The 19,477-nt window shown below is 45.7% G+C and carries 8 protein-coding genes; all 8 read left to right on the top strand.

Annotated features, from left to right (window positions below):
* Window positions 1-58: 58 nt before the first annotated feature.
* The 8 genes from IEV61_RS09835 (at window position 59) to IEV61_RS09870 (ending at window position 19,473) form a co-directional block, all read left to right on the top strand.
* Window positions 59-4,156 carry a hybrid sensor histidine kinase/response regulator transcription factor gene (locus IEV61_RS09835; RefSeq protein ID WP_188416134.1) on the top strand — a complete coding sequence of 1,366 codons (4,098 nt, stop codon included), beginning with the start codon at window positions 59-61 and terminating at the stop codon, window positions 4,154-4,156.
* 295 nt (window positions 4,157-4,451) lie between these two features.
* Window positions 4,452-7,604 carry a SusC/RagA family TonB-linked outer membrane protein gene (locus tag IEV61_RS09840; protein ID WP_188416135.1) on the top strand — a complete coding sequence of 1,051 codons (3,153 nt, stop codon included), beginning with the start codon at window positions 4,452-4,454 and terminating at the stop codon, window positions 7,602-7,604.
* Between the two features lie 5 nt (window positions 7,605-7,609).
* On the top strand, window positions 7,610-9,301 hold the full coding sequence (locus IEV61_RS09845; protein WP_188416137.1) for a RagB/SusD family nutrient uptake outer membrane protein: 1,692 nt from the start codon (window positions 7,610-7,612) through the stop codon (window positions 9,299-9,301).
* A 44-nt stretch (window positions 9,302-9,345) separates the two neighbouring features.
* The gene (locus IEV61_RS09850) at window positions 9,346-12,399 is read left to right on the top strand and encodes a SusC/RagA family TonB-linked outer membrane protein (protein ID WP_188416139.1); all 3,054 of its coding nucleotides are present in this window, start codon (window positions 9,346-9,348) and stop codon (window positions 12,397-12,399) included.
* Between the two features lie 21 nt (window positions 12,400-12,420).
* Window positions 12,421-14,151, top strand: a complete 1,731-nt coding sequence (locus IEV61_RS09855) for a RagB/SusD family nutrient uptake outer membrane protein (RefSeq protein ID WP_188416142.1) — start codon at window positions 12,421-12,423, stop codon at window positions 14,149-14,151.
* A gap of 98 nt (window positions 14,152-14,249) precedes the next feature.
* Window positions 14,250-16,034 carry a glycoside hydrolase family 2 protein gene (locus tag IEV61_RS09860; protein WP_229747087.1) on the top strand — a complete coding sequence of 595 codons (1,785 nt, stop codon included), beginning with the start codon at window positions 14,250-14,252 and terminating at the stop codon, window positions 16,032-16,034.
* Window positions 16,035-16,124: 90 nt separating this feature from the next.
* Window positions 16,125-17,219 (top strand): endo-1,4-beta-xylanase, encoded by a 1,095-nt coding sequence (locus tag IEV61_RS09865; protein ID WP_188416146.1) that lies wholly within the window; start codon window positions 16,125-16,127, stop codon window positions 17,217-17,219.
* Window positions 17,220-17,244: 25 nt separating this feature from the next.
* The gene (locus IEV61_RS09870; RefSeq protein ID WP_188416148.1) at window positions 17,245-19,473 is read left to right on the top strand and encodes a glycoside hydrolase family 3 N-terminal domain-containing protein; all 2,229 of its coding nucleotides are present in this window, start codon (window positions 17,245-17,247) and stop codon (window positions 19,471-19,473) included.
* Window positions 19,474-19,477: the final 4 nt, after the last annotated feature.

The raw sequence follows: 19,477 nt of genomic DNA on the forward strand, positions 1-19,477 counted from the left end.
CAGATCGTTAATAAAGTTATTTCTTTTTGTTGCCACCCTGTTAATTTTCTGTAAAGAGGTGTCTGCTCAGTCTGCGCCTTTAAATTTCAATCATTTATCTTTTAAAGAAGGGCTTATTCAGAGTCCTATTTCGGCTATCTTTCAGGATGATAAAGGTTTTGTTTGGATTGGGAACTGGAAGGGTTTAACCCGCTACAATGGATACGAGTTTTACACCTTTAAACATAAAGATACCGATGTACACAGCCTGAGTAATAACCGGGTTAATGCCATTTGCCAGGATGCTAACAAGCGTTTATGGATAGCTACCTCGAATGGCTTAAACAGGTACGATCCTCAAACAGAAGTTTTTGAACATATTAATATCATTAAAAGCATTAAAGGCGGGCGCAACTATATTTCGTCGGTTATTGAAGATAGCAACCGTAATTTATGGGTGGCTACCTTTGGTGGCGTTAAACGTGTAGATACACTGGCCCATGAGTTAAGAGATGTTAATGCTTTTAAACAATCGGGCGACGAAGACATCGCCAGCGGCATTACCTTCACACTTTACCAGGATCATTCCTCAACGGTTTGGGTTGGTACCCGTAATGGTGTAAAGCGCTTCAATCCTAAAACTGGTAAGGTGCTGCCCCTGCCAGCCAGCATAACCGGCAACGCTGCATTGATGGCTGCCAAAGTGCTGGTGATACGTCAGGATAAGTATGAAAACATTTGGTTTGGCACCGAAACCTCGGGCTTGTTCTGCTACGACGCCAAAACAGGCAATTGCATATCTTACCAGCACAACGACAACGACCCCAAATCGTTACAATCCGACTGGATCAAAGCCATTCTGGTACGAAACGATAACACCATTTGGGTAGGAACACGTCGTGGTCTCAGCATTTTTAACCAGAGCCAAAACAGATTTGAAAATTATACCCACAATCCAACAGACAATAACAGCCTGAACGATAATACCATATGGAGCTTTTTGCAGGACAATGCCAACGGCGTGTGGATAGGTACGTTTGCAGGCGGCATCAACATTTACTACCCGGGCAATAATAATTTCAGCAACATAGGCGAACGTGTAAGCGGCGAAATGGGCCTCAACCACCCGGTGGTTAATGCCGTTTTAGAAGACTCGGACCGCAAATTGTGGATAGGGACTTACGGAGGTGGTATTAATTTACTTAACAGAGAAACGGGTACGAGTCAGTATTTTTCAGTTAAGAGCAACCGGCAAGGCAACTCAAGCAATGGAGTAAAATCCATAGCTGAAGATGATAAAGGCAACTTATGGATAGGTACGCTGGACGGGCTTTGCAAGTTTAATAAAGAAACCAAGGCAGTTAGCTACTACAAGTTTGCCATACAGGAAGGGAAGTTAAGTGAAAATTTGATCAACTATGTATTGCCGGACACCAATGGCGTTTGGGCGGGTACCAATGGCGGTGGGCTGCAATTCTTAAAATATACCGGAGGCTATATCACCTTAAAGCATGATGCTAGTGACCCCCGTTCGCTTAGCGATAATTTCGTCACTGCCTTAATTAAAGATGTAAAAGACAATCTTTGGATAGGTACACAAAATGGGCTTAATTACTATGATAAGGCTTTAAAGCAAATTACGGCGTGTTACAAAAGGTCGGGTAAGTATCCGTTGAGCCATGCAACTATACTTAATCTGTTTTACGATTCAAAACAACGTCTTTGGGTTGGAACTGAGGGTGGGGCCCTTAACTGTTTTGATGAGCATAGCAAGCGTTTCTACACCATAGACCAAAGCCTGGGCATACATGATGAAGTTATACATACCATTGTTGAAGACAGTGCCGGAAAAATTTGGGTGAGCACCGATAATGGCCTGTTCAGAATTTATTTTAAAGATGGAAAGTTTCCGTTTACTAAAGCAAATACAGAAGTTACGCAATACACCGCTAACGATGGCTTGGCCAGTAACCAATTCCTAACCAATTCGGGAACGAAAATAAAGAGCGGCGAGTTGTTATTTGGCGGTATAAACGGTTTAACCATTTTTAATCCTAACCAGCTGCTTAAAAATAGTTACCGGCCACCTGTTGTATTAACCGGCTTAGCTATAAAGAACAAGCCAGTTGCCATTAATACCGCAAACTCGCCCTTAAGACAATCAATTACCCAATCGCGTCGAATTACGCTTAGTTACGACCAGGGCTACATAAGTCTCGACTTTGCCGCTTTAAACTATAATAATCCCGAAAATAACCAGTATGCCTACCGCATGCAGGGGCTAAGCAACGGCGAGGGCTGGCATTACGTCGGGCATCAGCACACGGCAAGTTATACCAACCTCGAGCCCGGCCATTATACGTTTGAGGTGAAGGCTGCTAATAATGATGGGGTTTGGAATAACAATCCAACAACCTTGTCAATCACCGTTTTGCCGCCCTTTTGGCGTACGTGGTGGGCTTATCTGTTTTATGTACTCAGCTTTGCATCGGTCTTGTATGTTATTATCCGGTTTTTCAGGATTAGGGCGAAGTTGGAGCGTGATCTATATCATGAGCACTTGCACAACGAGCGGCAGCAAGAACTGTATCAGTTAAAGCTTAATTTCTTTACCAATATATCTCACGAAATACGCACGCCGCTTACACTAATCTTAGGTCCGCTGGAAAAGCTGATGGATGCCACACGCGAAAACCTGAATGTATACCGGCAATTGGGCAATGTGAAGAACAATGCCGACCGACTGATGCGCCTGGTTACCGAACTGCTCGATTTCCGAAAAGCCGAGGCCGGTCATTTAAAACTCTATTATGCTGAAAATGATATTGTGAAATTCGTAGAGGAGATTTTTGTTTCTTTTCAAAATCTGGCCCTCAGCAAAAATATTACCTATAACTTTCAGTCGGTTGAAGCACCGGAGTTCATCTATTTTGACCGGGACCAGCTGGAAAAGGTATTTTTCAACCTGCTTTCCAACGCTTTTAAGTTTACCCCCAATGGCGGATGTATTAATGTTGTGATTAGCAATAGCGAAGATGCCGTTAGCGTCAGCATCAAAGATAATGGCAAGGGTATCTCCGAAAACATGCAGGGAAAGCTTTTTGAAGATTTCTTTCAGGTAGAAGATCCGCAGGCGCACCATATTGGTACGGGGATAGGCTTGGCTTTGTCTAAAAATATCATCGAATTGCACAAAGGCACTATCAAGGTACACAGCAAACCTTCGATAAATGGACAGCCCGGTGAAACGGAGTTTGCTGTATCACTTCAAAAAGGCACGGCTCACCTCGAACCCAACCGTATAGTGGCACATGATGCTGGTGGGGAAGAAGCCTCGCATTACTATATCCATTCGCAGGTAGATCATATTATAGATGATAATGCTGCGCCGGTAACGCATACACCCGGAAATACCATACTGGTGGTGGAAGATAATGAAGAGGTAAGGCAATTTATCACTCAATCACTCGAAGAGCACTATCGTATTATTCAAAGTGAAAACGGCGTAGCGGGATTGTCGGCAGTGCTGGAACAACTTCCTGATTTGATCATTACCGATGTGATGATGCCGGAGATGGATGGTATGGAACTATGCCGCCACATTAAAACGGATGAACGGCTAAACCATATACCGGTAGTAATGCTTACGGCCCGGGCCAACTTAATACACCAGCTTAGCGGCTTTGAACATGGTGCCGATGCTTACATAACCAAACCTTTCAGCTTGCAAATGCTGTTGTTACAGGTAGGCAATATTCTGGCTTCTAAGTTGGCCATCAGGCAAAAATTTAGTCGCGAGTACCTGATGCAGCCGCAAAAGTCAAACCTGCTCTCGCCCGATGAAAAGTTTCTGGGCAAGCTCATGAGCCTTATCGAAAAGCATATGGATAACTCTGAATTTGGCGTTACCGAATTGATAGACGAAATAGGCATGAGCAAGAACGTGCTCTATAAAAAGGTGCAGGCACTAACCAATCTTTCCGTTGCCGATTTCATCAAATCTATTCGCCTGCAAAAAGCCGCACAACTTCTCGAATCGAATAAATTAAGCATTGCAGAAGTAGCCTTTGCCGTTGGTTTTAACGACCGCAAATATTTCAGCAAAGAATTTAAAAAGCAATATAATCTTTCTCCATCCGAGTACCTCTCCAACAAGGGAGAAGTTCCAATGAACTAATCGTTGTTTTACTTATAATCTTCAATTCTAAGCGGCTAAAAGCTTTTAATTAGTTGCTAAAGGAAGATATTACCCCCAATTAAGGACGTTTGACACCCCTGCGCAGGCTTGTTTCCTTACATATTTGCCTAACCAAAATAAACATTTTATGATAAGATCACTTTACCCGCTACGGCGTAAGGATGACTGTATGTATACTGGCCACCTTGCTGTGTTCAGGTATGTCGGCTCCGCCAATTCCTGTTACGTTTCCAGTTATTTTCCCGAAATCAATTAACCATACATACTCTCAAATATGGACAAACTTTACAATGTAAAAGTGTTTGTTGCGGGCGTTAGTATAAGGCAAATAGGGTATAAACTCTTGTTTATGCTGTTGCTTTGTACAGGCTTTAATGTTTACGCCCAGCAGCCTATAACCGTAACCGGTACCATTAAAGACTCTAAAGGCGAGGCCCTGCCCGGCGTAAGTATCCGCGTAAAAGATTCGCAGGCGGGCACCACTGCCGATGCCAATGGTAAGTATAATGTGCGGGTTAGCGCTAACGCCACGCTCGTATTTAGCTTTATAGGCTTTGGTACGCAGGAAGTGGTGGTTAGCAGCCGCACGGTTATAGATGTAACCATGGGCGATAATGCAACCGGCCTTAACGAGGTAGTTGTATTAGGTTACAACCAGCAGCAAAAGAAATCATCGTTAACGGCAGCGGTAAGTACCGTGAGCGGGCGCGAGATATTACAATCGCCCACAGCAAACACTACCAACAGTTTGGTGGGAAGGGTTACGGGTGTTACCGCGGTTCAGCGTAGCGGGCAACCGGGCGCCGATGGTGCTGCCCTGAACGTTCGCGGGCAATCTACCTATAATAATTCGGGCGCTATTGTGGTGGTAGATGGTATTGAGCGTCCCAACTTTGGCGATATAGACCCGAACGAAATAGAGAATATCAGTATCCTGAAAGATGCGGCTTCAACAGCCATATATGGTATTCGTGGTGCCAATGGTGTAATTGTGGTAACTACCAAAGTAGGGCGTATTGGCAAACCCCGGATAAATTACACAGGTAATTTCAGCTTGCAAGGATATACCGGCATTCCAAAAGCGTTGAATGCTTACGATAATACCATGCTCATGAACGAAGGTTTGCGCAACGAGGGCCTGGCACCACGCTGGACAGACGCCGAGCTTCAAAAGTTTAAAGACGGCTCCGACCCGCTGGGCTACCCCGATGTGAATTGGTTCGATTACCTTACCCGCAAACTATATCCGCAAACACAACATAACGTTAACATAAGTGGCGGTACCAATGTAATAAGGTATGCGGTATCAGCTGGTTATTTGGCGCAAAGCGGCATCTTCAAAAAGTTTGATTCTCCGTTCGGTATAAACTCCGTGCCCGATTATCATCGCTATAACTTCCGCAGTAATATCGATATTAACCTGAGCAAAAGCCTTACTGTTAGTGTTAAATTAGGCGGCAGGTTAGAGCAAAGGTATCAGCCTGCGGGTTTAAGGGCTTCGTCTGGTAACTTTTCGTATGATAACCTGGAGGGTATGATCTCCCGTATTTTGCAAACGCCGTCTTTTGCATACCCGGTTATGCTGCCCGATGGCCGCATTGCGCAAAACGTTGACGTAGGCACCAATATTTGGAACCCCTTAGCGGTAATTACCCGCTGGGGAACCCGTAACGATGATAACAACACCGTAGAAAGCACCTTTAACCTTAACTGGAAACTGGACAAGCTAACCAAAGGCTTAACCTTTACCACCAACTTCGGCTACGATTCTTACTACACCAGCAATACCCGCCGCAACGCCTTATGGGCTGCTTACACCTACGACAGGTTAACCGGCGCAATCACGCTATCGAGCGACAGGCCGCGCGACGAACCTTTGAGCACATTGATATCTGAAAGCGGCGGTACGTTAAGAACCAACATTCAAACAGGATTTAACTATAACCGTTCGTTCAACAAAGATCATAACGTAAGTGCGTTAATATTGGGTACGCGCCAGTTGATTAATGGTGAAGGAACCACCCAATACACCATACCTCCGCGTGCTGCGCAAGGTGTATTGGGCAGAGTTACCTATAATTATAAAGAAAAGTATTTCTTTGAAGCCGATGCCGGCTACAATGGTTCAGAGAACTTTGCTAAGGGCAACCAGTATGGGTTTTTCCCGGCGGTTTCTGCAGGCTGGACCTTATCAAACGAAAACTTCCTGAAAGATGTATCGTGGCTTGACTTCCTGAAACTACGGGGTAGCTACGGCAAGGTAGGTAACGACCAGTTAGACCAGCGTTTCCTGTTTTTAACAAACTATGCAGTTACTGCAAACGGCGTGCAATTTGGGCAGGTAACTGCACCAACCAATGGGCAGGTGGTTGTATTGCCTAACGGAACGGGTACACCTGCTATCAACGGTTTGGGTAATGATATGGTAACCTGGGAAACTGGTATCAAACGTAATATCGGTTTCGAGAGTGAATTTTTCAACCACAGTTTAAAAGTAAACGTCGATTTCTTTGATGAAAAACGTTCGGACATTCTGAGCGAAAGAAGATCGGGACTTTTAGCCTTTGGTCACTTGTATCCTTCACTTAACGTAGGTAAGGTATACAACAAAGGTTATGAGGCGGAAATAGACTACCAGCGTAAGGTTGGCCAATTTACCATAGGCTTCAATACGCAGGTATCCTTTGCACGCAACCGAATTGATAATGCGGATGAGCCTGTTGGTGCGCCCGACTATCAAAAGCAGGAGGGCCACAGGGTAGGGCAGTTCTTTGGTTACAAAACCAACGGCTTTTTTACTTCGCAGCAGGATATAGATAATTCTCCAAAAATCACTTTTACCGACAGATCTATCCCGGGCGATCTAAAATATGTTGATTACAACGGCGATGGTTTGATCAATTCGGATGACCGCGTACCTATCGGCTATTCGCGCTTCCCCGAATATACTTACAGTTTTACACCTCGTGTTGCTTACAAAGGCATTTCGTTGTCGGTGTTGTTCCAGGGCGTTGCCAATGTTAGCTCGGATGTATTCTTGTCTGAACAGAACAACGGTCAACAGATGTACGAGTTCATGCTCGACCGATGGACGCCGCAAACGGCAGCCACAGCCACATGGCCAGCCATACACTCACGCTCAAGTTCGTATCCCAATTATCAATTGAATGATTTCGTTCTGCAAAACGCCTCATACCTTAAAATACGGAATGCCGAACTATCGTGGACGCTTCCATCGGCTTGGGTTAAAGCCATGAAGCTGGGTAATGTCAGGGTATTCACCAACGGGCAAAATTTAGTTACCTGGACTAAATTCAAAATGTATGTAGACCCCGAGAACGTCAATCTCTCTAACACCAGTTTCTCTAAGCAGTCGCTTTACCCATCATCACGTGTATACAACTTTGGTGTGAACATTCAATTTTAATAACCATGAGAACGTATAAAATATTCACTATAACAATTGCCGTATTACTGTTAACGCAGGTATCGTGCAAAAAAGACTTTCTCGACAGAACACCCGGTGCTACTCTGCCAGAAGATGCCGTATTTGCAGACCCCACACTTGCCTCACAATATGCCATCAATGCCTATAACTTTTTAGTTGATGATTACGTGCGCTTCAACGATCACCGCGGTACCACCTCGCAGGCATCAGACGAAGCCGTATCGGGTAACCTCGATCCTTCGGTACTTACCCTGAACCAGGGATTATTTCACGACCATTCTGAAAAGGTGGCATCGCTAAACGATATTGTTAACATTTGGAGCCGTGAGTATAACGGTATAAACATCACTAATATGATGCTATCGAAAATGGCAATAGTGCCATGGACAAACCCGCAAACCGCCATCCGTATTGAGGGCGAAATGCGTTTTCTGCGTGCATTCTTCTATTTTGAATTGATCAAACGCTTTGGCGGCGTGCCCATTTTGGACAAGGTTTATGGCGTTAATGATGATATTGACTTTCCACGCGCCAGCTATACCGACTGTGTAAACTTCATTTTAGCCGACCTGGAAAAGGCCGAAGCCCAATTGCCTCGCGCCGAAGATTTGGCATTATCAGAAAACGGCCGTGCTACCATCGGCGCAGCAAAATCGTTAAAAGCAAGAGTGCTGCTTTATGCTGCCAGTCCGCTCAATAATGAAAGTAATGATTTGGCTAAATGGTCAAAAGCTGCCGCGGCGGCTAAAGAGGTAATGGACTTGGGTACTTACGCCTTACAACCTACCTACAAGGACATTTTAAACGTTACCTCATCAACCGAGTACATCATGATGAAGGTAAGGGCAACCCGTCCTAATACCGATGGTAAGATCATCGACTTTGCACAATCGCCGGGTTCAAGCGGTCAAAACGGACAGATGAATCCTACTCAAAACCATGTGGATTTATACGAGATGACTAATGGAAAGGCCATCACCGATCCAACATCGGGTTACGATCCGCAAAAGCCCTACGCTAACCGCGATCCGCGCATGACCTGGAACGTAATTTATAACGACGAAACGTACCAGTCGCGCAAAATAGAAATGTGGTCGCAGGTAAACGCCAACGGTACCGTAACTTACGGTCGTGATTATAACGCTAATAATATTATTTACACCGCCACCCGTTATTACTGCCGTAAAATGTGGCCCGAGGTTTATATCAATAAAGTAGCCGGTGCAACTTATATTAACTTCCTGTTTTTTAGGTATGCAGAGATCCTATTAAACTACGCCGAAGCACAAAATGAAGCGGTTGGTCCTGATGCCAGTGTTTACGCAGCCATTAACCAGATCAGGGCACGCGGCGATGTAAACATGCCGGGACTGCCCGCCGGCTTATCGCAAGCAGCCATGCGCGATGCCATCCGTCATGAAAGGGCTGTAGAACTTGCCTTTGAAGACCACCGCTGGTACGACATTATGCGCTGGAAAAAAGGTCCTGAAATAGTGGCACAACCTATTTATGCCATGAATGTGGTTAAAAACGCCAATGGTTCTTTTACCTACACCAGGGTAGTGATGCCTGCCAATTACCAAAAGGTATTTAAAGATTACATGCATAGGTATCCCATCCCTCGCTCAGAGATCTACAAGAGTAACGGCAAACTTATCCAAAACCCGGGCTGGTGATCAGGCAGTTTACAATCAGGAATTTTTACAACCAAAGATCCATTATGAACTTTAGTAAATACAGATATATAGTTGCCATGCTGTGCTGCTTGCTAATGGCAGGCACAGTTATGGCTCAACGGCTCGACGAACCGGTTACCGTTTCAGGCAAGGTGGTCAACGCCGATAAACAGCCGCTGGCAGGCGTGAGCGTTTTTAAACAAGAGTCATCGCAAGCGGTACAAACCGGGGCCGATGGTAGCTTTTCGTTTAGCGCTGCACCTACAGATGTTATCGTTTTTCAGTACGTTGGCTACATCACTTTTACCAAAATTGCAGGTGAACTAACCGGAGCAACGTTAACCATGCAGCCTTCGCTTATTGAGGCAGGCGACGATGATAACGTTTATATACCATTCGGCGTACGAAAGAAAAGGCAGCTTACGGGCACCATCAGCGCTATTAAAGGCAGCCAGTTACCGCAGTTGCCATCGTCGACTTTAAACAACGTATTGGTTGGCCGTTTAGCCGGTTTGTACATTCAACAAACCGATGTTGGTCCCGGTGCTGATGAAGCAACCTTCCTCATCCGCGGCCGCTCCTCTTACAACAGCAACCAGGCACCGCTGGTACTGGTAGATGGCGTTCAGCGTAACTTTACCGATATGGACCTGAACGAGGTAGAAAGCGTAAGCGTGTTTAAAGATGCAGCTTCTCTATCGTGGTATGGCATGTATGGCGCCAACGGCATTGTATCGGTACGCACTAAAAGGGGGTCTTCCACCCGCACCCGCATCACTTTTGACGCTCAGGGCGGTTTGCAAACACCCATGAGTTTAACCCGTCCGTTAGATGCTTTTACTTACGCCAATTTATACAACGAGGCGCAGGTAAACAGCGGAGGTACGGCATTGTACAACCAGGCAGCTTTGGATGCTTACCAGAACGGCAGCAATCCAAATTTGTATCCTAACAATAACCTGGTTGATCAATTTATTAAAAAGTCGGCCCCGGTGCAGCGTTATGTAGCTACCGTGAGCGGTGGTAACGGTTTTGCCCGCTATTTTACTATGATCAGTTACTTTAATCAGGGCGGTTTATTTAAGGGAGCAAGTAACCCAACTTACGATGCTAACAATAATTTTAAACGTTATAATTTCCGCACCAACCTCGATCTGCATGTGAACAAGAACCTTGATGTGCAGGTAGATGTAGGCGGCCGTATCAACAGCTTTACCCACGCCGATGCTATTAACGCCACCATTTTAGGTTCCATTTATACCACACCGGCCAATGCGTTCCCATTACTAAATCCTGATGGTTCGTTTGGCGGTACGTCATTGTTTAGAAGCAATCCGTTAGCCTTGCTTACAGCAGATGGCAACACGACTGACTTGACCCGCAGCTTGCTGGCCACCTTAACAGCTCGTCAAAAGATCAATTTCATCCCGGGCTTATCGGCCAACGTATTGTATTCATACGATATCAGGAGTAGTTATACCTCGGGCTATGCGCAGGACTTTGCCGTGTACGAACCCGGCAGCACTGCAGGCACTTACAATTCTTACGGCACAGCAACACCGCTGGTATTTGCCAATACCGATTTCAACAGCAACGTACGCAGCAATGAGTTTTGGGGCGGCTTTGATTACGATAGGAACTTTGGCAAGCATGGCATCAATTTTTCAACCCGTTATAGCCGCACCGTAATGGCCGCGCCGGGTACGCTTGATAATAAGTCGGAGGGATGGTCTAATCGTGCATCGTACAACTACAATCAACGGTACTTTGTTGATGTAATAGGTACCTATTCGGGCTCGCAGGTATTTGCACCGGGTAAACAATGGGGCTTTTTCCCTGCGGTATCTGCCGGTTGGATCATCTCTGACGAGAACTTTTTGAAATCGGTAAAAGTACTGAACTATTTAAAGCTGCGCGGTTCTTATGGTATTGTGGGCAGCGATGCTTACAGCCTTGGTCGCCGATATGCGTATAACAACTATTTCAGCAGAGGACAAACAGGCTTCATTTTAGGAACCGGCTTCGCCGCCCCGGCAGCCACCACGCAAAACGCGCTGGCCAACCCAAACCTTACCTGGGAGAAAGCTAAGAAGACAAGCGTAGGTTTTGATACCAAGCTTTTTGGTCAAATGATTACCCTGAGCGCCGATTACTTTCAGGAAGTAAGAAGCGATCTGTTGACCAACTCGTTAATACCCGGAATCATTGGTCAGTCGGTTATACAAGTCAATGCCGGTAAAGCCCGCTACCGCGGTTATGAAACCGAATTGAACTTCTACAAAAAGATCAATAAAGTAGAGTTAAACATCTATGGTAATTACACTTATCAAAAAAGTAAAGTGTTAGCCATTAACGAAGAAGCAGGCTTACCCGCCTATCAAAAGTCTTTAGGCCATTCTATAGCCAGTGTAATGCAGGTCACTTCGGGCAGTACCAGCTATGTAAGCAACTTTTTGCAGGCCAATGGCATTTTTCAAACGGATGCCGAAGTAGCGGCTTCGCCGGTGCAGCGCTTTGCCGGTACGGTGAAAGCCGGTGATATTAAGTATAAAGATATCAACGGCGATAACGTGATCGACAACCTTGACTTTGTACGTACCGATTACAACTTTGTACCCAAAGCTTATTACGGTTTCGGTGGCTCGGTTAAGTATACAGCTTTCGATATGGCTTTCCTGTTTCAGGGTACTACCGGTCGTACTATATCTATTAACAACTTGGTTAACAGCGGCACCGCAAGCAATGGTTACCTAAGCCAGTTTAGTGTTGGCCGCTGGACGCCTGCTAACGCAGCAACCGCACAATACCCGCGCCTGTTAGTGGCCGATAGGGCAAACAATACGCAAAACTCTGATTTCTGGCTGCGAAACGGCGATTATCTACGCCTTAAAAATGCCGAGATAGGTTTTACGCTGCCTACGGCTTGGGTAAGCAAAGCCAAGATATCATCGTGCCGCGTGTATGTGAGCGGCTTTAACCTGCTGACGTTCGATAAGCTTGATGGCTTAAATATAGACCCCGAAATGCCTCAGTCGGGTTATGTGTTTGCCTATCCAAACCTGCGTACCTACTCTTTAGGTCTAAACGTGAAATTTTAACTGATCTATACTTTGAATGACATGAAAAGTACAAAATATATACTCTACCTAACCATTATGCTCATTGCTGCATTAGGTGCTGGTTGTAAAAAATACTTGGATGATGGCAGCGTTACCGAAGGTCCCATCACCGAGCAGCAGGTATGGGCTAATAATGATTATGCCCGCGGTGTTTTGAATAGCGCGTACACCATTGTGCCCGACCGTTACAACCTCGACGATAACGGTGCCATGCAGGCATCAGCTACGGATGAAGCCGTAAACTCTAACCTAAACTCCAGCATCTATACGTTTACCAATGGTACCTGGAGCCCGTTCCGTACCGTAGATGATGTATACAGCAATATGTATACCGGCTTGAGGCGTGCCAATATGTTTATTGCGAATGTTGATGCAAGTAATATAGTAAGCACTCCATCGGAGGTTGTAAAGGATGCCGATCCCGTAAGGGCATCTTACGATTCGACCCTGGCCGGGCAAAAATCAAGGTTAAAAGGGGAGGCTTTCTTTCTTCGCGCCTATTTCCACTTTGAGTTATTGGAGCGCTATGGCAGCATCGTATTGGCCACCCGTGTGTTTAATACTGATGAGGAGCTTAACCTGCCCCGCAACAGTTTCGATGAATGCGTAAACCGCATCCTGATAGATTGCGACTCTGCGATTTTGAGATTGCCGCCCTACACCGATTCCTGGTCGGCCAGTAACAAGGGGCGTGCTACGCAAACTGCTGCTATGGCTTTAAAATCGAGGCTGCTGCTGTATGCGGCAAGTCCGCAATACAATCCATCGGGCGATGTTGCCAAGTGGCAAAAAGCGGCCGATGCAGCCAAGGCATTAATAGACCGCAACCTGCACTCCATCATCAACCCTTATGTCAATGTGTTCCTGTTCGGTACGGCACCTTATAACAAAGAGGTGATCTTTTCCGGACAACCATCCAGTCGTAACGATATTGAACAAAACAATGCCCCGGTAAGCTACGACGGTGCCTTGGGAAGAACTAACCCCACGCAGGAAATGGTGGATGCTTTCGAAATGAAGACTACTGGCCGTTTAATTACCGACCCGCTTTCGGGCTACAGTGCCTCGGCACCCTACACCAACCGCGATCCACGTTTCGACCTCGTTATCCATTATAACGGCAAAACGTATAAAAGCAAAACTATCGACACTTATATAGGCGGTAAGGATGGTATTGGCGCTAACGTAAACGCCACCAAAACCGGCTATTATATGCGCAAGTTTTTTAACGATGGTGTTACCTGGAACCAGCAGAGCAATACCAGTTCGCGTCGCCCTTGGGTAATTTTTCGCTATGCCGAAATTTTGCTGAATTACGCCGAAGCCCTGAACGAGGCGCAAGGCCCTACGGCCGATGTATTGCGGTACGTTAACCAAATCCGTCAGCGTACCGGTATTGCGCTCCCGGCATTACAAACCGGCAACCTCACGGGTAACGGCTATGTACAGCCTACCAAAGAGGCCATGCGCGAGCGTATCCATAACGAACGCCGGGTAGAACTTTGCTTTGAAGGTCACCGCTTTTTTGATGTACGCCGCTGGAAAGAAGGAGCCCGTTTTTTCAATGTGCCCGTTACTGGTATGCGCATTACCCCCAACGCCGCCGGAACATTTAATTATGAGCGTTTCCAGGTGCAAAACCGGGTATTCACCGATAAAAACTACCTGTATCCGATTTCTCAAACCGAGTTGAACCGTGCACCTGCCCTAAAGCAAAACCCGGGTTATTAATTAGACTCAAAACATAACCTGCCCAAACAACAAGAACTACCACAATACACCATATGCGCAAATTACACTACTTACTAATTGCATTACTATTAGTAACCATGAAAAGCAGTATTGCACAGCAAGCACCGCTTATTCAAAACATTCAGGCCCGCAATGTGCTAAGCCTTAACGGCCGCTGGAATTACATTGTAGACCCTTACGAAAACGGCTACTACGATTACCGGCACGAAGCTTTTGATGCAACCACATCGGGCACAGGAGGTTTTTATGACGATAAAAAGCCGAAAGACAAGGGCGAACTGATCGAGTACGATTTTGATTATTCGCCTACACTCAATGTTCCTGGCGATTGGAACTCACAGGTAGAAAAGCTGGAAATGTATGAAGGTACAGTTTGGTACCGCCGCAAGTTTAACGCAGCGGTTAAACCAGGGAAGCGTTATATACTTTACTTTGCTGCAGTTAATTATGAAGCTCATGTGTACTTAAACGGTAAGAAGCTGGGTATGCACAAAGGTGGCTTCAACTCGTTTCAATTTGAGGTTACCGGAAAGCTAAAAGCAGGCGAGAACTTCATTGTAGTAAAGGCCGACAACACCCGCCACCAAGACGAAATACCCACCATTAATACCGACTGGTGGAACTACGGTGGCATAACCCGAGACGTATTCATAGCCGAAGTCCCAGATACTTATATAGCCGATTATAAGGTGCAACTGGCTAAGAATGATGCCGCGCACATAGAAGGCTACGTGCAGTTAAACGGCAACGATCTTTCTCAGGATGTTACTTTGAATATTCCCGAAGCTGGTATTAAAACTACGGTAAAGACAGATGCCACAGGCCGTGCGGTAATTAATATCCCGGTGAGAAAGATAAGTTACTGGTCGCCCGAAAACCCTAAATTGTATAGTGTAAATGTTGCTGCCGGTACTGATAATGTTTCGGATAAAATTGGTTTCCGCACCATACAGGTAAAAGGGACCGATATTATGCTCAATGGTAAATCTGTATTTTTAAGGGGAATATCCATTCATGACGAAAACCCGCTGCTGAAGGGCCGCAACCGTTCAACCGGCGATCTTAAAATGCTGCTTACCTGGGCAAAGGAGATGAACTGTAATTATGTGAGATTGGCTCACTACCAGCATAACGAGGAAATGCTGCGTTTGGCCGATGAAATGGGACTAATGGTTTGGGCCGAAGTACCTGTGTACTGGACCATATCCTGGGAAAACCCGGCTACCTATCAGAATGCCGAAAATCAGTTGACAGGGTTGATTACTCGCGATATCAATCGTGCCAGTATCATTGTATGGTCTATAGGCAACGAAACACCGGTGAGCGAGCCACGCCTGAAATTTATGGGTAACCTGGCAAGCAAAGCCCGCAGCTTAGATAATACCCGGCTGGTAGCTGCTGCACTGGAAGTTCACCGTAAGGGTAACGAGGCCATTGTGGATGATCCGTTGGGAGAGAAGCTGGATCTGGTAAGCTTTAACGAGTATGCAGGCTGGTACTGGGGTGGCGATCCATCTGGCATCACCAAGTATAACTTCAACATTAAGTATAATAAACCGGTAGTGATCACCGAGTTTGGCGGCGATGCCTTATCGGGCTATCATGCCGATGCTAACACCCGCTGGAGCGAAGAATACCAGGAAGCGCTATACAAAAACCAGATAGCTATGCTGAGTAAAATAACCGCCCTGCGCGGTATGACTCCATGGATCCTGGCCGATTTCAGATCACCACGCCGCCAGCACCCAGTGTACCAAACCTTCTGGAACCGTAAAGGTCTTATTTCCGAAACCGGTAAAAAGAAACAGGCATTTTTTGTGCTTAAGAGCTTTTACGATGAATTAGAAAAGAAGTATAAGTAGATACATATAAACTATTAATAAATAGACTATTATGTTTATATAAGTTATCTATTTATAGAAGTAGATAAACGTTTTTTTTAATTCCTAATCATGAATCACCAAGTTATGAAGAAGATATTTTTTGCCGCCATGCTTTCGGTATCCATTGTATCGGCATGTTCAAAACGTGGCGTAACCACCGATCCCACGTACGTTCCACCATTTATACAACCATTGGCAGCGGGCGTAACATTGCAGGGCAGTTTGCCTTTTCCATTCGGCGCCGCTGTAAACGTAAACCTGCTTAAAAACAATACGGCATACCGGGCATTGGTTATTAAAGAATACAATAGCCTTACGCCCGAAAATGCCATGAAACCGGCTACGCTTCATCCGCAGGAAAACACTTACAATTGGGATGATGCCGATTATTTAGTGGACTTTGCCAGGCAGAACAACAAGCGCGTACACGGTCATACCCTGGTTTGGTATAAATCGCTACCTTCATGGATCAAAAACTATCAAGGTAATACTGCCGCATGGGAAAACTTGCTGAAAACGCATATCCAAACCATCGTTACTCATTTTAAAGGTAAGGTTGCCTCGTGGGATGTGGTGAACGAGGCCTTTGAAGACGACGGTACCCTGCGTAACAGCATCTGGGTACAAAAATTGGGGCCTGATTATATTGCCCGTTGTTTTCAGTATGCCCATGAAGCAGACCCCGACGCACAGCTTTTCTATAACGATTTTGGCCATGAGTATGGCGCTACCAAGCGAACAGTCATATTAAACCTGATTAATAATATGAAAAGCCGCGGCATCCCCATTAATGGCATAGGCATGCAAATGCACACGCGCTACAACATGACCGAAAGTAATTGGACAGCCGCCATTACCACCGCCGCGCAAACCGGCTTAAAGGTGCATATATCGGAGTTGGATGTTGCGCTGAACCCCGATAATAATCAAAACCTAACACTTACTACGGCGCTGGCCGAAACACAGGCACAAAAGTACCTGTTTATAGTTAAGGCCTACAATGCCATCCCTAAAGCACAGCAATTTGGCATTACTACCTGGAACGTGAGTGATGCCGACACCTGGATAACCGGTAACTATAACCGCCCTGACTGGCCACTGCCGTTTGATAGTAATTATAACCGTAAGCCGGCGTACCAGGGCATACTTGATGGCGTTAAGTAGCCGGAACAAATTATTGTAAAATACGATGTTAAGATATAAAGTAAGAGCACTGCTGTTAAGTACTTTGATGCTGCCGTTCTTTGGCGTAAAGGCACAAAAAAAGACGATTAACCAAAGGGTAGACAGTGTGCTGAATTTAATGACGCTGGAAGAGAAGGTAGGTCAGCTCAATCAATACTCAGGTAAGGAAGTTACCGGACCTTTAAGCGAGCGCAAAACCAACCAATTGAATGACATTAAGCACGGACTGGTAGGTTCTATGCTGAATGTAAAAGGGGTTAAAGCTACGCGCGAGATACAGGCGGTGGCCATGCAGTCGCGCCTGAAAATTCCGCTGCTGTTTAGCTTAGATGTTATTCATGGTTATAAAACCATATTTCCCATCCCATTGGCAGAGGCGGCATCCTGGGATTTAGATGCCATACGTTCATCTGCCCATATAGCGGCGAAAGAAGCCGCAGCCGCAGGCATACACTGGACGTTTGCACCCATGGTTGATGTTGGCCGCGACCCGCGCTGGGGACGGGTAATGGAAGGAGCAGGGGAAGATACTTACCTGGGGTCGTTAATTGCTAAAGCGCGGGTAAAAGGTTTTCAGGGTGAAAAGCTGGGCGGTACCGATGCCGTAATGGCCTGTGCCAAACACTTTGCCGCCTACGGGGCTGCTTTAGGTGGCCGCGATTATAACGCTGTGGATATGAGCGATAACATGCTGTGGGAAACATATCTGCCGCCATTTAAAGCCGCGGTAGATGCCGGGGTGGCCACGTTCATGAACTCGTTTAACACACTTAATGGTATCCCTGCAACTGGTAACAGTTATTTACAGCGCGATATTTTAAAAGACAAATGGGGCTATAAAGGCTTTGTGGTGAGCGATTGGGGTTCCATTGGCGAAATGGTAGCCTGGGGTTATGCAGCCAACAATACCGATGCCTCTTTAAAAGCCATCACCGCAGGTAGCGATATGGATATGGAAAGCCATGCTTATATTACCAGCTTGGCTCAATTGGTAAAAAGTAAAAAGGTAGACATTAAGTTGGTAAACGATGCTGTAAAACGCATTCTGTATAAGAAATTTGAGCTCGGCTTGTTCGATGATCCGTACCGCTTTTGCAATGAAACACGCGAGCAACAGGTTTTAAACGACCCGGAGAATAAGCTGATAGCACGCGATGTAGCACAGAAATCCATCGTCTTGCTCAAAAACGAACTAAGTTTATTGCCGTTGTCTAAGACCACCAAAACTATAGCCATTATAGGCCCCCTTGTTAAAGCTAAACGTGATCTGGAGGGAAGTTGGATTCGACAATCAGATACCACGCTGGTTACCAGCCTATATGAAGGCATTCGAAATAAATTAGATAGAAACACGAAATTGATCTATGCCCAAGGGACTGATATTATGGGGAAAGATCAGAACAACTTTGATGAGGCTGTAGCCACCGCCCAAAAAGCTGATGTCGTGATTATGGTTCTGGGCGAAAGCTGGGATATGAGCGGCGAATCAAAATCCCGTACCGATATTCATCTGCCCGGCAGGCAGGAGGAACTGTTTAAGGCTATTAGTGCTACTGGCAAACCTATCGTAGTGGTACTTATGGCAGGTCGTCCGTTAATTTTCGATACGATTTCGGACAAGGCACAGTCCATAGTTTATGCCTGGTGGCTGGGTGCCGAAGGGGGCAACGCCATAGCCAATGTTTTGTTTGGCGACTACAATCCGTCAGGTAAATTGCCGTCTACCTTTCCGCGTTCGGTTGGGCAAATACCTTTGAGCTATGCAAGCTACAGTACCGGCAGGCCCATAAAAAATTTGAATGACATCAAGTACAAATCGGCTTACATCGACATGCCGAACACCCCCCGCTATACATTTGGTTACGGATTAAGCTACACTACATTTTCTTACGAGAATTTGAAGTTAAATAAGGATTTAATAAACAAAAATGAAGTTTTATCCATAGAATTTGAACTTACCAATACGGGCAAATATGCAGGGGAGGAAGTGGTTCAACTATACCTTCAAGATCCTGTTGCTTCGTTGGCCCGACCCGTAAAAGAGCTCAAAGCCTTCCAAAAAATTGCACTAAAGCCCGGCGAATCCAAAATAGTGAAGTTTGCGATTACAAATGAGATGCTGTCATTTTATAACCGCAACCTGCAATGGGTATCCGAGCCGGGCCAGTTCAAATTGATGATAGGCAGCGCTTCTGATGATATCAGGTTGCAATCGGTGTTTAGGTTGAAATAAAAAG

The organism is Mucilaginibacter galii (genome assembly GCF_014635825.1).
GTDB lineage: Bacteria > Bacteroidota > Bacteroidia > Sphingobacteriales > Sphingobacteriaceae > Mucilaginibacter > Mucilaginibacter galii.